At 33.5% G+C, this 15,303-nt stretch carries 19 protein-coding genes; 8 read left to right on the forward strand and 11 right to left on the reverse strand.

All coding sequences use genetic code 11. The annotated features are described in order from the left end of the window. Positions 1-28 precede the first annotated feature (28 nt). The 3 genes from BM253_RS05950 to BM253_RS05960 all read right to left on the reverse strand — a co-directional run bounded on the left by BM253_RS05950 (position 29) and on the right by BM253_RS05960 (position 2,041). Entirely contained in the window at positions 29-526 is a 498-nt protein-coding gene (locus BM253_RS05950; RefSeq protein ID WP_143095592.1) for an RDD family protein, read from the reverse strand. Between the two features lie 70 nt (positions 527-596). Then, positions 597-1,616 carry a phenylalanine--tRNA ligase subunit alpha gene (gene pheS, locus BM253_RS05955; RefSeq protein WP_091520701.1) on the reverse strand — a complete coding sequence of 340 codons (1,020 nt, stop codon included), beginning with the start codon at positions 1,614-1,616 and terminating at the stop codon, positions 597-599. Between the two features lie 68 nt (positions 1,617-1,684). After that, entirely contained in the window at positions 1,685-2,041 is a 357-nt protein-coding gene (locus BM253_RS05960; protein ID WP_091520704.1) for a hypothetical protein, read from the reverse strand. A gap of 74 nt (positions 2,042-2,115) precedes the next feature. Between BM253_RS05960 and BM253_RS05965 the strand changes: the two genes are divergently transcribed. Next, entirely contained in the window at positions 2,116-2,670 is a 555-nt protein-coding gene (locus BM253_RS05965) for a CvpA family protein (RefSeq protein ID WP_091520706.1), read from the forward strand. A 19-nt stretch (positions 2,671-2,689) separates the two neighbouring features. Here BM253_RS05965 and BM253_RS05970 read toward each other — a convergent pair whose 3' ends face one another. The 3 genes from BM253_RS05970 to BM253_RS05980 all read right to left on the reverse strand — a co-directional run bounded on the left by BM253_RS05970 (position 2,690) and on the right by BM253_RS05980 (position 5,074). Beyond that, positions 2,690-3,502, reverse strand: coding sequence for a T9SS type A sorting domain-containing protein (locus tag BM253_RS05970; RefSeq protein WP_091520709.1), 813 nt, complete (start codon positions 3,500-3,502; stop codon positions 2,690-2,692). Positions 3,503-3,622: 120 nt separating this feature from the next. Next, entirely contained in the window at positions 3,623-4,036 is a 414-nt protein-coding gene (locus BM253_RS05975; protein WP_143095593.1) for a hypothetical protein, read from the reverse strand. A gap of 93 nt (positions 4,037-4,129) precedes the next feature. Next, complete coding sequence (locus tag BM253_RS05980; RefSeq protein ID WP_091520714.1) at positions 4,130-5,074, reverse strand: L-threonine 3-dehydrogenase; 945 nt, start codon at positions 5,072-5,074, stop codon at positions 4,130-4,132. Positions 5,075-5,225: 151 nt separating this feature from the next. Here BM253_RS05980 and BM253_RS05985 point away from each other — a divergent pair, with 151 nt between their 5' ends. The 5 genes from BM253_RS05985 (at position 5,226) to BM253_RS06005 (ending at position 10,184) form a co-directional block, all read left to right on the forward strand. Continuing rightward, entirely contained in the window at positions 5,226-5,804 is a 579-nt protein-coding gene (locus tag BM253_RS05985; protein WP_091520716.1) for a hypothetical protein, read from the forward strand. After that, on the forward strand, positions 5,804-9,154 hold the full coding sequence (gene mfd / locus BM253_RS05990) for a transcription-repair coupling factor (RefSeq protein ID WP_091520718.1): 3,351 nt from the start codon (positions 5,804-5,806) through the stop codon (positions 9,152-9,154). The genes BM253_RS05985 and mfd overlap by 1 nt, the downstream gene beginning before the upstream one ends. After that, positions 9,151-9,567: a hypothetical protein gene (locus tag BM253_RS05995; protein WP_091520720.1), complete on the forward strand. Its 417-nt coding sequence runs from the start codon at positions 9,151-9,153 to the stop codon at positions 9,565-9,567. The genes mfd and BM253_RS05995 overlap by 4 nt, the downstream gene beginning before the upstream one ends. Positions 9,568-9,632: 65 nt before the next feature. Beyond that, positions 9,633-9,866: a hypothetical protein gene (locus tag BM253_RS06000; RefSeq protein WP_091520723.1), complete on the forward strand. Its 234-nt coding sequence runs from the start codon at positions 9,633-9,635 to the stop codon at positions 9,864-9,866. 3 nt (positions 9,867-9,869) lie between these two features. Beyond that, positions 9,870-10,184: a type II toxin-antitoxin system RelE/ParE family toxin gene (locus BM253_RS06005; protein ID WP_177205740.1), complete on the forward strand. Its 315-nt coding sequence runs from the start codon at positions 9,870-9,872 to the stop codon at positions 10,182-10,184. 16 nt (positions 10,185-10,200) lie between these two features. Here BM253_RS06005 and BM253_RS06010 read toward each other — a convergent pair whose 3' ends face one another. The 4 genes from BM253_RS06010 to BM253_RS06025 all read right to left on the reverse strand — a co-directional run bounded on the left by BM253_RS06010 (position 10,201) and on the right by BM253_RS06025 (position 13,280). Next, positions 10,201-11,259: a M20 family metallo-hydrolase gene (locus BM253_RS06010; protein WP_091520730.1), complete on the reverse strand. Its 1,059-nt coding sequence runs from the start codon at positions 11,257-11,259 to the stop codon at positions 10,201-10,203. Further along, entirely contained in the window at positions 11,256-12,287 is a 1,032-nt protein-coding gene (locus BM253_RS06015) for a glycosyltransferase family 9 protein (protein WP_245758457.1), read from the reverse strand. Before BM253_RS06015 ends, BM253_RS06010 begins: the two co-directional genes overlap by 4 nt. Position 12,288: 1 nt before the next feature. Next, positions 12,289-12,588, reverse strand: a complete 300-nt coding sequence (locus tag BM253_RS06020; protein WP_091520734.1) for a hypothetical protein — start codon at positions 12,586-12,588, stop codon at positions 12,289-12,291. Positions 12,589-12,674: 86 nt separating this feature from the next. Next, positions 12,675-13,280, reverse strand: a complete 606-nt coding sequence (locus BM253_RS06025) for a DUF4254 domain-containing protein (RefSeq protein WP_091520737.1) — start codon at positions 13,278-13,280, stop codon at positions 12,675-12,677. Between the two features lie 67 nt (positions 13,281-13,347). Here BM253_RS06025 and upp point away from each other — a divergent pair, with 67 nt between their 5' ends. Then, complete coding sequence (gene upp / locus BM253_RS06030; RefSeq protein WP_091520740.1) at positions 13,348-13,989, forward strand: uracil phosphoribosyltransferase; 642 nt, start codon at positions 13,348-13,350, stop codon at positions 13,987-13,989. Here upp and BM253_RS06035 read toward each other — a convergent pair. Next, on the reverse strand, positions 13,984-14,913 hold the full coding sequence (locus BM253_RS06035) for a DUF6427 family protein (RefSeq protein WP_091520742.1): 930 nt from the start codon (positions 14,911-14,913) through the stop codon (positions 13,984-13,986). The genes upp and BM253_RS06035 overlap by 6 nt on opposite strands. A 109-nt stretch (positions 14,914-15,022) precedes the next feature. Between BM253_RS06035 and BM253_RS06040 the strand changes: the two genes are divergently transcribed. Beyond that, complete coding sequence (locus tag BM253_RS06040) at positions 15,023-15,256, forward strand: DUF6341 family protein (protein ID WP_091520745.1); 234 nt, start codon at positions 15,023-15,025, stop codon at positions 15,254-15,256. Positions 15,257-15,303: the final 47 nt, after the last annotated feature.

The following is a 15,303-nucleotide window of genomic DNA, read 5'->3' on the forward strand; positions in this document are numbered from 1 at the left end:
AAAAAATATTGATTTTTAAAGACCGTTTTTATTCGAACTCTTTCCCGATTGTATCTACATCTAACGATAAATTAGATTCATAGTCAAAATGCTTTTTAACCACAACAGCAGTTTTAGGAATACTGTCATGCCAACCGTTTTCGCCAAAAAAACTAAAGGCTTCAAAAGGAATAATTCTGCAAAAACTTCTCTTTAAGAACACATTTGCTGTTGGTGTTTCACCTTCTAAAGTAACTACTTTTGTACCTGTAATGAATTTTCCTATTGATCTTCCTTTAGTCAGCGTTTCAAAACCAAAGAAATAGAAAACCATAATAATAGCGGTTATTAATCTGTCTAACAAAGGGTGTATGTTTTCTAATTCTACAAGAAATGAAGTATCAAAATCTAATACAATGGCGATGAAACCAATCACAAAAGCAAGTATTAAAAAACTACAATAAAATAAGATAGTATCAATTAAAAAATTTGCAAAACGTAAGCCTTTGTCTGCTTTGTTTTTCTGAACAATGTCTGATAAATCCATAAAAATGTTTTTTGTCAAAAATAAAAAAAGCCCTTGAATAAACAAGAGCTTTATATAATTATGTAAAATTTTAGAAATTAGATTTAAACTGTTCCAAGAAGCGTACGTCGTTTTCAAAATACATTCTAATATCGCCAATTTGATACAAAAGCATTGCCATACGCTCTAGTCCCATACCAAAAGCAAAACCAGAATATTCATCAGGATTAATGTTCGATGCCTTTAAAACATTAGGATCTACCATTCCGCAACCCATAATTTCCAACCAACCTGTTCCTTTTGTAATGCGGTAATCGGTTTCGGTTTTTAAACCCCAATAAACATCAACTTCGGCACTTGGCTCGGTAAATGGGAAATAGGATGGACGCAGGCGAATTTTCGACTTTCCGAACATTTCCTTCGTAAAATATAACAAGGTTTGCTTTAAATCGGCAAACGACACATCTTTATCAATATACAAACCTTCTACCTGATGAAAAATACAGTGCGATCGTGACGAAATAGCTTCGTTACGGAAAACACGTCCTGGAGAAATGGTTCTAATTGGCGGCTGGTTGTTTTCCATATAACGCACCTGAACCGACGATGTATGCGTACGCAACAAATAATCTGGGTTCATTTGCACGAAAAACGTATCCTGCATATCGCGAGCCGGATGATGGGCCGGGAAGTTCAATGCTTCAAAATTGTGCCAGTCGTCTTCAATTTCCGGACCTTCGGAAACATTGAATCCAATATTCGAAAACACATCGATTACCTGATTTTTTACTAAAGATATCGGATGTCGAGATCCAATGTTTACTGGAGTTCCCGGACGCGTTAAATCACCAAAAATACCCGCAGCTTCTTCTTTAGATTCTAACGCATCCTGGATAGATTTAATTTTACCTTCAACCGCATTTTTTAACGAATTGATTGCCTGTCCAAATTCTTTCTTTTGATCGTTCGGAACATTCTTAAATTCAGAAAAAATTTCATTAATCAGACCTTTTTTAGAAATAAATTTAATTCTAAAAGTGTCTAAAGTGTCTTTATTATCGGTAGTAAAAGCTTCCGCTTCGCCAATTAATTCTTTAATTTTATCTATCATTATTTATAAACAGGTATTCTGCAAATTTACGCTTTTTGGTTGATGCTGAAAATTAGAATGGTTAAAAATTACTTTATATAACCGTTGTCTAAAAAATAATTCACAATAGCATCTTTCATAAGCACAGCTTGTTCCCCAGCTTTTAAATGCGGTAATTGGTCTTTTATAGTGTAATGAGGCCAGCCATCAACATCGAAATGCGAAAATTCGTAATAACCAAACGGTTCCAGCAAACGGCAAATAGCAATGTGCATAATGTTTACTTTTTCGTCTTTTTTGAATTTCTTGGTGAATTTGCCCAATTCCTGCACGCCAATTAAATAGATAATTCCATCAACATCTAAAGTATCTCCGTCGGCAAATTGATCAGATAGTTTTTCAACCAGCAAATTCCATCGTTCTTTTAATTCTTCGTCTCTTGCCATAAATTGTTTTATTGAACTGCAAAGATATTTCATAATGCCTAAACTACTTTATATTTGCACTTTATTTTAACGATATGATTGTTGTAGATTTAATAATTGCCGTTTTATTGGGATATGCTTTGTTTAAAGGGATAAAAAACGGTTTGGTAGTATCGGTAATTTCATTGATTGCTTTGATTGTTGGAATTTACATTTCGTTGCGATTTTCATTTTTTACACGTAATTTTTTAACCGAAAACACACAATGGAACCCTAATATGTTAACCATTGCAGCATTTTTTATAACATTTGTTGCAGTGCTGATTTTACTGTATTTTTTAGGAAAAGCAGTTACAAAACTTGCCGAAAGTTTGGCACTTGGCTTTGTAAATAAAATTTTGGGAGCTGTTTTTGAAGGAATTAAAATGTTATTGATTATTTCGGTTTTTTTGAACTTGTTCCAAAAGATAAATTTCAATAATTTGATAGTTTCAAAAGAAACATTAGATGAATCTGTTTTTTATGAACCTATAGAAAAAGTTTCTAAAAAAATATTTCCGTTAATGGAAGAATGGTACAAAATAGCTTTAAGTGAGGCTTCTGAAAATATTGAAGCAATGAAAGAAAATAAAAAATCCACTTCGTATTAAAAGTGGATTTTGTTTGACGTTATTTCTTTATAAATTTCACGGTAGAAACATTTTTGTTTTCAGTTTCTATTCTTAACAAATACGTTCCAGATTTTAAATCAGAAACATCCATTGAATTATTACTGTTGTTTGTAGTAAACGATTTAACTGATCTTCCTGATAAATCATAAACAGTTAAATTAGATATGTTTTCTTTATAATCAACATTTAGCACATCAGAAACAGGGTTTGGATAAACGCTTAAATTAGCTAAATCTAAACTTGGTGTAGAAGATGTAGTTGCTTGAACAATTTTAAAATCGTCTAAAATAACTTCCCAATCACCTGTATTGTATGTGAAATCTAATTTGATTTTTAAATTAGAGGTACTTGAAGTTGTGCCAGAAGGAATTGTGTAAGTAATAAGCTGACAGGTTGAAGAAGGTGTAAAAGTTGTGCTGTTAATTGTGCCTAATGTTACCCAAGTAGTTCCATTATCTATAGAATACAACATCTCCATAGCACCAAAATTACCAACTACTGGTTGTTCAGTATCATAGTCAAGTATCATTAAATTGTAACTAACGGTTAAAGCTCCTGTGTTTAAGCCAGAATAAGTAGCTGTTGTTACTTCTGTTGTTTCAGTTCGATAAATATTAGCATACAAATAAAGTGTTCCATTACAAGCAGTATAATAATCGTCAGTACCAATAGGGTTTAGAGTATTGATAAAATTCCATCCTGTTGGTAAAGCATTATTTTGAATTAAATCAAAATTTTCGTCAACAATGGTTGTTTGTGCATTAACACTTAAACCAAATAAAGTAATTAATGTTAGTGTAATTTTTTTCATAATATTAAGTATTAGTTATCTGATAGCTAATATAATAAAAATATTCTGTTATTGCATTATAGTCTAATAAAAAAGGTCACCAAAATATTTTGATGACCTTTTTTATCTATAAATTGTATTTTATTTATTTGCAATCCAAGTTCCTTTAATTCCTCCGTTTAAATCATTTGTCCAAGTTCCAGAGGCATTAGTTTCAAAAAACGATCCTATAAAAGCACCTATTTCTTCTTCTACGTCGTCTTCATTTGTATTAATTAAAATCATAGAAACTTCGCCGTGAATGTTAACTTTTCCTTTTAAAGTTAATTCTAAATTTTTAAAACCTTGAGATATAACCTCGCCTTTTATTGTTCCGTCTGCATTAACGGTAAATTCCATTTCACCTAAGTCGCTTCCTGAATAAGTTCCAACCCAAGGCCCTTTATATTTAGCATAAGGTGATGTGGCAGTAATAGGATCTTCTTCCTCATGGCAAGATACAGTTAAAAGCATTAGTGGTAATATTATTAATAAAAGTGAAAATACTTTTTTCATAGTTATATGTTTATAGTTTATGTATTTTTTATGCTAATGTAATAAATTTTTATAATTTACAATGATAAAAAATAATTTTTAAAAGAGAATCATTTATTTCATTAAATTTTCCAACATAACTTTTGTCATGCTTTCTAAATCGTAATTATGTTGCCAGTTCCAATCTTTACGGGCTTCGGAATCATTAATGCTGCTTGGCCAAGAATCTGCAATTGCCTGACGGAAATCTGGTTCGTATGAAATCTCAAAACCTGGTTTTTCCTTCGCAATAACTGCTGCAATTTCTTTAGGAGTAAAACTCATTGCTGATAAGTTGTACGAAGAACGAATTTTGATTTTTTCTTTATCTGCCTGCATAATTCCAACGGTTGCACGAATAGCATCATCCATATACATCATTGGTAATTCGGTATTTTCTGATAAAAAACAAGTGTATTTATTGTCTGCAACTGCTTTATAATAAATATCAACAGCATAATCTGTTGTGCCGCCTCCTGGTGGAGTTTTCCATGAAATTAATCCCGGATAACGGATAGATCTAACGTCAACCCCATATTTATTAAAGTAATATTCGCACCAGCGTTCACCGGCTTGTTTAGAAATTCCGTAAACCGTAGATGGTTCCATTACGGTGTATTGTGGTGTATCATGTTTTGGAGTTGTTGGTCCAAAGACAGCGATGCTCGACGGCCAAAAAATCTTTTTAATTTTACCTTCTTTCGCTAAATTTAATACGTGGAAAAGTGAATTCATATTCAAATCCCATGCAAAAGCCGGATTTTTCTCTGCAGTGGCAGAAAGTAATGCCGCCATTAAATAAACTTCGTCAACTTGGTATTTGTCCACTAAAGCTTCAATCTGCTCATAATTCATGGCATCTACAATTTCAAAAGGACCAGTTTTAAAAACATCTTGTTCGCCTTTTCTAATGTCTGATGCTATTACGTTATCCGTTCCGTATAATTCGCGTAATTTTAAGGTAAGTTCAGAGCCTATCTGTCCGCAAGCTCCAATAATCAATATTTTGGTATCGTTCATGTTGTTTAATTTCTTTTACAAAGATAGCTTTTGTAACTATTTTTTTTAAATCTTTTGCAAAAATTCCTCAAAACGATCTTAATATTTGTTGTTTAAACTATTTCATACCGTCAATATTAGTAATTTTGTGGTTTGTTTTAGATACCGTTTTATGAAATATATATTTTTTTTAATACTGCTTGCAACGGCTACAATTAGTTGTAAAAAAGAGGTAGTTGCTACACCGAATGTAACCAGCAAAATTTCGCAGGATTCTATGGTTAATAACATTCACGAGAAATGGAAGTTTACCGTAGCTGTTTCAAATCCGTCGACAAGTTCTAAATTGAATAATTGGGAAAATTGGAGAAATTATGTAAACGAATTAACGATTATGCCTAATGCAGGACTTCGAAACTTAATTCATAAATCGAATGCTTTGGTTGAAAGATCGGCAGTTTTAAAAACCGATATTCCCGAAATGTACAACAGACCCGAAACCAAAGCTCGTTTTTCTTTGTTGGAAACTCATATTCAAAACTTGAACATGCAGTTGGAATTAGAACCGTTGAATGTTAAGGAAATAAATACGTTGCTTCTAAATATTCAAAAAAGCACCAATTCGATAATCAATCAGTTTAACGAATTCGAAATAAAGTCAAAAATCCCGAAAGAATCTGGCGAAGACCAACTAATTCAGCCAATTGACACTATTAAACGTGCCACTTTAAATGCCTTACCACAAGAATAATGAGTATTAAAAAAGTATTTGAACAAGCAACCAAAACGCAGCAATTACAACAGCAGCTTAACAAATTAGGCAATAAAATTCATGCGAAAGGATTTATCGGCTCGGCATTGTCGTTTCAAATTCAGGCATTGTTTAAAGAGTCTGATCAGCATTTTTTGTTGATTTTTAACGATAAAGAAGAAGCTGCTTATTATTTGAATGATTTGGAGAATTTGATTTCGAAAGATTATGTGCTATTTTATCCTGGATCGTACCGCAGACCTTATCAAATCGAAGAAACTGATAATGCGAATGTTTTGTTGCGTGCTGAAGTTTTAAACCGATTAAATGCGCGTAAAAAACCGGTTGTAATTGTTTCGTATGCCGATGCTTTGTTCGAAAAAGTGGTTACGCGTAAACAATTGGACAAAAACACCTTGAAAATCGCCGTTAACGATAAAATGACGATCGATTTTGTGAACGAGGTTTTGTTTGAATACAATTTTAAACGAGTTGATTTTGTTTCGGAACCTGGCGAATTTTCGGTTCGTGGGGGAATCATCGATGTTTTTTCTTTTTCGAACGAAAACCCTTATCGAATTGAATTTTTCGGAAATGAAATTGATAGTATTCGAGCTTTTGATGTGGAAACGCAACTTTCGATCGAGACCAATAAAAAAATCACGATTATCCCTAATGTAGAAAATAAATTTTTGCAGGAAAATCGCGAAAGTTTCCTAAACTACATCAGTCCAAATACTGTTGTGTTTATTCAAAACACCGTTTTAATAAAGGAACAACTTACCAAAATGTTTCAGAAAGCAACCGAAGCTTTCGATAAATTAAGTAAGGATGTTCAACATTTGGCACCAGATCAAATGTTTTTGCCTTCGGCTGAATTCCTTCAGAAAGCAGATGATTTTACGGTGTTTGAACTGGCGCAGCAAAACTTTTTTACACCTAATTTTTCGGTCGATTTTCATTTCAATCCGCAACCGTCGTTCAATAAACAGTTCGATTTATTGATTGAAAACCTAAATCAGAATACCGAAAATGGTTACACCAATTATCTGTATTGTTCAAGCGAATCGCAAAGCAAACGTTTCGAAGAAATTTTCAGTAGTTTAAAAGATCAAAACAAAAGTATTCAGCAGTATAAAACCGTTGTAATGCCATTGTTTCAAGGTTTTATTGACAAAGAAAACCAGATTGCTTGTTATACCGATCACCAGATTTTTGAAAGATACCATAAATTCAGCATAAAGAACGGCTACACAAAAAAGCAAACCATTACGTTAAAAGAATTGACCACGCTTTCTGTGGGCGATTATGTAACGCATATTGACCACGGAATTGGAAAGTTTGGCGGTTTGCAGAAAATTGATGTAGAAGGAAAAAAACAGGAAGCTATTAAGCTTGTTTATGCCGATAACGATATTGTGTATGTTTCGATACACTCACTGCATAAAATATCAAAATACAACGGTAAAGAAGGTGCGCCGCCAAAGATCTATAAAATTGGATCGGGAGCTTGGAAAGCCTTAAAGCAAAAAACAAAAGCGCGTGTAAAACACATTGCGTTCAACCTTATAAAACTGTACGCAAAACGCCGATTAGAAAAAGGGTTTGCGTGTGCGCCCGACAGTTATTTGCAGGCAGAATTAGAAAGTTCGTTTATTTACGAAGATACGCCCGATCAGTTAAAATCAACGATTGAAGTAAAGGCAGATATGGAAAACGAGCGTCCGATGGATCGTTTGGTTTGTGGCGATGTGGGCTTTGGTAAAACCGAAGTTGCCATTCGTGCTGCCTTTAAAATGGTCGATAATGGCAAGCAGGTCGCAGTTTTGGTGCCAACAACCATTTTGGCATTTCAGCATTACAAAACGTTTACCGAGCGTTTAAAAGATATGCCGGTGAAAGTTGCCTATTTAAACAGATTTAAAACCGCGAAACAGAAAGCCGAAACGTTGAAAGAATTGTCAGAAGGGAAAGTCGATATTTTAATCGGAACGCATCAGTTGGTCAACAAAAATGTGGTTTTTAAAGATTTGGGATTATTGGTGATTGATGAAGAACAAAAGTTCGGAGTTGCCGTAAAAGACAAGCTAAAAACCATTGGTGAAAATATCGATACTTTAACACTTACCGCAACGCCAATCCCGAGAACATTACAGTTTTCGTTAATGGCAGCCCGCGATTTATCGGTAATTACAACGCCACCGCCAAATCGTTATCCAATCGAAACTAATGTGGTTGGTTTTAACGAAGAGGTTATTCGCGATGCCATTGCGTACGAAATTGAACGTGGCGGTCAGGTTTATTTCATCAACAACCGAATAGAAAATATTAAGGAAGTTGCCGGAATGATCCAGCGTTTGGTTCCGCATGCAAAAGTGGGAATTGGGCACGGACAAATGGAAGGGAAGAAGCTGGAAGATTTGCTTTTATCGTTCATGGAAGGCGAATTTGATGTTTTGGTTGCTACAACGATTATTGAAAGCGGATTGGATGTTCCAAACGCAAATACGATCTTTATTAACAATGCCAATAATTTCGGATTGAGTGATTTGCATCAAATGCGCGGTCGTGTCGGTCGAAGCAATAAAAAGGCATTTTGTTATTTTATTACGCCGCCTTATAGCGTAATGACCGAAGAAGCGCGCAAACGTATTTCGGCATTAGAACAGTTTAGCGATTTGGGCAGCGGATTTAATATTGCCATGAAAGATTTGGAAATTCGTGGTGCTGGTGATATTTTAGGTGGCGAACAAAGCGGATTTATTAATGAAATTGGATTTGAAACGTATCAAAAAATCATAAATGAAGCTATTGATGAGCTGAAAGAAAACGAGTTTAAAGATTTATACGAGGAAGAACAGAATATCGATACCAAAGAATATGTAAAAGATATTGTTATAGAATCTGATTTCGAGATTTTGTTTCCAGACGAATACATTAATAATGTTTCTGAACGATTAACTTTGTATAATGAATTGGCAACTTTGAAAACCGAAGACGAATTAATTGCTTTTCAAAACAAATTGATCGACCGTTTTGGTGCATTGCCAAGACAAGTAGTGAACCTGTTAGATTCGGTTCGTATAAAATGGATTGCATCAAAAGCCGGAATTGAAAAACTAGTGCTTAAGCAAGGTAAAATGATTGGTTATTTTGTAAGCGATCAACAGTCCATGTATTATCAATCGGCACAATTCCGCAAAGTATTACAGTTTATTCAGCTGTATCCAAAACTGGCAACGTTAAAAGAAAAACAGACCAAAAACGGCTTACGATTGCTGTTAACGTTCGATCATATAAAATCAATCAGCAAAGCATTAGAGAATCTTCAAAAACTACAGCAGTTATGAGAAATTTAAGCATTTTATTATTTTTAGTTTTTAGTAATTTATCGGCATTTGCTCAGGATACATTGGTTTTACCCATCAAACCGGTTGTTAAAGATGCCAATTATGCCGGCGGAAATACCGAAGATTTGTACTATTACATAAACAATAATTTCAACTACAACAACGTAAAAAAAGAAGACATTCCCAAAACGGCAAAAAAGAAACCTTATTTTGTGTTTTATGTGGTGTTTGCAGTGAGTGAAGACGGTAAAGCATTTGAATTTTCGCCAAAAGAAATTTCGGCAGAAAACAGTTTTTATAAAGAAGCCGTGCGTGTAATTGCATCAACCCGTTGGAATGTTGCTACAAAAGACAACGAGTATAAAAAACAGTTTATGGTAATTCCGATAAAAGCAAATATTGGGGATTTTTAACTGCTAATTTTCAAACATTTAGATAAATATAAATTCCGTATATTTGATATTAAACAGTTTATGTGATGGATTTACAAACAAGAAAATTAAATTTAATCGCCTATCTTGCGCAATTGCAAGACGAGATTTTCTTTGATAAAATTGAAAAATATATTTTGCAAAAAGCAGAAAACAATGTTCCATTAAAGCCTTTTACACAGGAAGAATTAATAAGCAGAATTAAAGAATCAGAAAGTGATTATGAAACCGGAAAGTTTAAATCGCAAGAAGATTTAGAAAAAATTTCTTCAAATTGGTAAATCGTGAAAATAATTTGGACTGACTTTGCTATTAAAAATCTAAAAGCTATTTTCGATTATTATTCGGTTAATGGAGGAAAACAAGTTGCTCATAAAATCCGAAAACAAATCCTTAACTCTACAACACAACTTGTAAAAAATCCAAATTCGGGTCAATTGGAATTAAATCTTGAAGAGTTATCTGAAAAATATAGATATCTTGTTGTTGGGAATTATAAATTGATTTACAGAATTGTAGAAAATCAAATTGTAATTAATGATGTTTTTCACACAAAACAAAATCCATTTAAAATCAATGATGAAAACCGGGATGTTTAAATAGCATCATAAAACATTACAACACCAACTGATCTAATATCCTAATATACAGTTCTACACCTTCTTCAATTTCGTTAACATAGACAAATTCATCTGCAGTATGTGAACGAGCCGAATTTCCTGGCCCTAATTTTAACGATGGAATTTTTAATACTGCCTGATCACTTGTAGTTGGCGATCCGTAAGTGGTTCTACCGATGTTTATTCCGGCTTTTACAATAGGGTGATCTAAAGAAATAAACGACGGACGCAAACGGGTTGATCTCGGTTTAATTTCGCATTTGGTGTTTGCTTTAATAATATCTAAAACCTCTTCGTTGGTGTACGCATCGGTAATACGGACATCAACCACGAAATCGCAACTCGATGGTACTACGTTGTGCTGTGTGCCGGCATTTATCATGGTAACCGACATTTTTATCGGTCCGAACATTGCAGATTGTTTAGGGAATTCAAACGTTTTAAACCACAAAATATCTTCAATAGCATTATAGATAGCATTTTCGCCTTCGTTACGTGCCGCATGCCCCGATTTTCCAGAAGCTTTGCATTCTAAAACCATCAAACCTTTTTCTGCAACTGCCAAATGCATCTGTGTTGGTTCGCCCACTATTGCAAAATCTAATGCTCCTAATTTTGGCACCACAAATTCCAAACCGTGCAAGCCTAAAATTTCTTCTTCGGCAGTGGCAGCAATCACTAAATTGTATTTTAAATTCGGCTGATTGTAATAATATAGAAAGGTAGAAATCAACGAAACTAAACATCCACCGGCATCGTTCGATCCCAATCCATACAATTTCCCTTCGATTATTTCCGCTAAAAAAGGATTGCGTGTATAATCGATATTCGGGCGAACCGTATCGTGGTGCGAGTTTAATAAAATAGTAGGTTTTAACGGATCGTAATACTTGTTAAAAGCCCAAACATTATTTAATTCGCGGTATGTTTCTACGCCGAAACTTTTTATATAAGTATCAATAATTTCGGCTGTAATATCTTCTTCTTTACTAAACGACGGTGTTATAATTAAATCTTTTAGCAGCCCAATGCTTTTTTCTATTAAATCTTTCATTCGTATAAATTCGTACTAATTTTTGCAACAACTTCTTCGGGCGTTATACTTTGCATAACATCTTGGTAGCCTGTTACAATTTTGTTTCCGTAAACCGATGTCGGCAAAAACGGATATTTTTCTAAATTTGGAATCAAACTGTTTTCTAATGTTTGATTAAACGGTACAAAACCTGCAAACGGATGCGTGTTTCCCCACAACGTAACAACTTTTATGCCGTACATTGCTGCAATATGCGCGTTGCCAGAATCCATTGAAAGCATTACATCTAAATGCGGAATAAACTGTAATTCTTGTTTAAAAGTAAGTTTATTGACAACTAATATAACATTTTCAAGGTTTTGTTGAAGGTTTTTTAACGAATTTAATTCATTTTTTCCACCAAACAAGAAAATTTTATGATTTTGATTTTTTGAAAGATCTAAAATAACCTGCTGCATTAATTCGGTTGGATATACTTTTGTTTGATATTGTGCAAAAGGGGCAATTCCAATCCATTTATTGTTTGATTTTTCAGCAGTAACCGCCAGAATTTCATCAGACAAAACCGGTTTTTTTGGGAAAGCAATTTTTGATAAATCAACCTTAAAAGCTAATTGTGCCAAGGTGTCAACATGACGTTCAACCATTGGCTTTACTGGTTTTAGTGCTTTTTTTTCTAATTTGGTTAATTCCTTTTTTTCTTTTCTGCCTTTATCGGTAAACGCTGTTTTTGTTCCGTTTGATTTAAAAAAGTTACGAAGTATTTTAGATCTCAATACATTATGAAAATCGGCAATAAAATCTATTTTTAGCTTTTTTAGATCTTTATATAATCTGTAAATTCCAAAAAATCCTTTATGACGGTTTTCTAAATCAACTCCAAAAAAATCAACCCGATCCATATCATCAAAAAAAGGTTTAAAAAAAGGTCGCGAAACCACAGTAACTTTTACATCGTTATGCTGCTGAATCAATGATCGTATAACAGGAACCGTCATAGCAACATCGCCCATTGCCGATAACCGTATTACTAAAATATGCTTCATTTTAATTGCCTAAAGTCTGCAAAATATTGTACGAAAATTCTAAAACGGGTTTATAAGCCAATGAAAAAGCCAGCAACGGAATAATCATAAAAACAATGCCTATATAAAACCAAATTTTTGATTGGTTTTGCTGCAAAAGTTTAGCAAAAAGATAAATTAACAGGTAGTAAATACTTAAAACACCCAGCGGAATAAAAAGTAATTTGGCGTAAGCATCGAAAAACTGCCATATAAACACGGCAATTAAAAGTATTAAAATGGTAAAAACGAATACCTGCGCTATTTTTAAAAGTTTGTTCATAGTTAAAAGTTTAAAAGTCAAATGCTGAAAAGTCTAACGACAAAACAAACATTTGACTTTCGACTTTCAAACTTTTGACTTCAGTACTATTTTTTATTTTGATACAATACCGGATTCAATTCTTCGTCGTTATACATCTTCATTTGTTTGTAAACTTTCATGAATTTGTCGCCATTTTCTATATCTTCAATCAATTGGCTGATCGATGTAAACATATCTTGTTTCTGCTCTAAAAGAACATCTAATTTTGCCTGACATTTTGCACGGTGATCTGCCGATGCATCTGGGCGTGTAGCCTCTTCTTGCATGTGGTAGATCTTTAATGCCAAAATAGACAAACGATCCATTGCCCAAGCCGGACTTTCGGTATTAATCTTTGCGTTTGGCTTAACCTGAACGTTTTTGTATTTATCTAAAAAATAACTGTCGATATACTCAACCATATCCGTTCTTACCTGGTTCGATGCATCAATTTTACGCTTTAAAACCAAAGCGGCAACAGGATCAATCTGCGGATCGCGAATAATATCTTCATAATGCCATTGTACGGTATCAACCCAGTTTTTAGCATACAGCAAATGTTCAATAGAACCTTTTTCGTACGGGTTTGCTATTGGTTGGTTAACATCGTCAAATTGGTGGTAATCTTCGATACTTTTTTCAAAAACAGGAAAAGCTAATTCTGCAAACATTGTTATAATTTTTATTTACAAATATACTTTTAATACTTTTACAACAACAAAATTCATTGGTAAACTTATGCATATTCACTACATATCAGAGCAGAACAGTATTTTAAATCATTTTTTGGCGCAGTTGCGCGATGTGAATGTGCAAAACGATTCGATGCGTTTTCGTAAAAATATGGAACGGATAGGCGAGATCATGGCGTACGAATTAAGTAAGAAATTGTCGTATAAAGAAACTTCGATTACAACTCCATTGGGTACAAAAGATACCATGCTGATTAAAGATGAGGTGGTTTTGTGTTCGATACTTCGCGCCGGATTGGCTTTACACACCGGTTTTATGAGTTTTTTTGATGATGCCGAAAACGGATTTGTATCTGCCGCACGAACACATGGAGCATCAGAGATTTTGGTTGAATATCAGGCAGCGCCATCGTTTAAAGATAAATGTCTGCTTTTGTTAGATCCAATGTTGGCAACGGGTCATTCAATGGTTGCTGTTTTTGATCAGTTAATGAAAAAGGATCGTCCAAAGGAAATTCATATTTGTGTTGTTATTGCCGCGCCCGAAGGAATTGAATATCTAAAGAAACATTTGCCTGAAAACATTCATTTGTGGGTTGCCAGTTTAGACGATTCTTTAAACGAAAACAAATACATTATTCCCGGGATTGGCGATGCAGGAGATTTGGCTTATGGCGAAAAATTATAATTTCAGTAAAAACAATAATAAACTTACTCCAAGAATTGTAGCTAAAACAGCTTCTTTAACCCATTTAATAGGCGTGTTTGCAATGAAATTTCCACCGATAATCGATAACGGAAAGAAAGTAAAAACCAACAATCCGTTTGATTTTTCCGGAGTAATGATATAAATAGCAGCTCCAATTACAAAACAAAGTACAATGTTTTTATAAAGTGTTAGTTGATTAGTAGCGATGCTTTTTAAATTGGTCAACTGATAAACCGTGAACAAAACAGCAATTGTAGCCAGAAAAGAAAGTGCGATGTTTTGATAAACGTTTTCGAAATAACTAAAATTGAAACCAACATCGTATTTATCAGTCCAAAATTCTACCAGATTAATATTGTAAAACAGACTATACGTGTAAAATAAAATAGTAACGGTTAATAAGGCAATCAACGGAATAATCCAGTTGCGGTAATCCTGATTTACGTACCAAATTATTGCAAGATAGATCATTACAAAATAAAGAATGGTCCATGATTCAAACAATGTTGCAACAAAAATCCACAAGCTGGCATCGAAAATTTTTATCTTTGGTTCGTTTAATGTTTGTAACGAAATAATTCTTCGCAATGCTAAAAGTACCAGCAGGTTTGCAATAATTAGTTGGGCATCATCATAAAAAGTAGGAAACAAAATTAGAAAGCAGGCGTACAAAAACAACGAATATAAGTTGTTAACCGCTAAATAGTTTTTTACGGTAATGAATTGTATCAATAAAACCGAAAACACCATTACTACAAACAAAAAGCTTTTCTCTATAACAACCGTTGGCGACTGTAACCATTTTAAATCGCTTAAAAGATGTAAAATGTACGTTGCCAAAAGCATTAGCCCTATAACCACATATCCTATTGGTCTGCTTTTAGAAAAAAGATTTGTAAGCATTAATGATATTATTTTGTTTTTGTAAATAAGTTGTTAATAATTTTTTTTACTTTTGTTGCAAAGTTAGAATTAAACTAAAACTAAACATAAATAATTTAATAACAATATTATGTGGACATCTTTCTTTCACGGGATACAATTTTTATTCGTTGATGTTTTGTTTGTACCAATGGACTGGTTTGCGAAATTAGAATTAACAAACTGGTGGGTTGCAAACTTACTTAACTGGATTTTCATTATTATTTGTACAGTTGCCTTTGTTTACTGGTTAAAACAATTGCGCATTTTTGCAGCTAACAATGAAGACGATCAAGACACTACAGCACATTCGTTCTTAAAATAAAAAGATTAAAAAAGCAGGTTTTAAACCTGCTTTTTTAATGATTATAT

This window comes from Paenimyroides ummariense, assembly GCF_900115115.1.
In the GTDB taxonomy this organism is placed as follows: Bacteria; Bacteroidota; Bacteroidia; order Flavobacteriales; family Flavobacteriaceae; genus Flavobacterium; species Flavobacterium ummariense.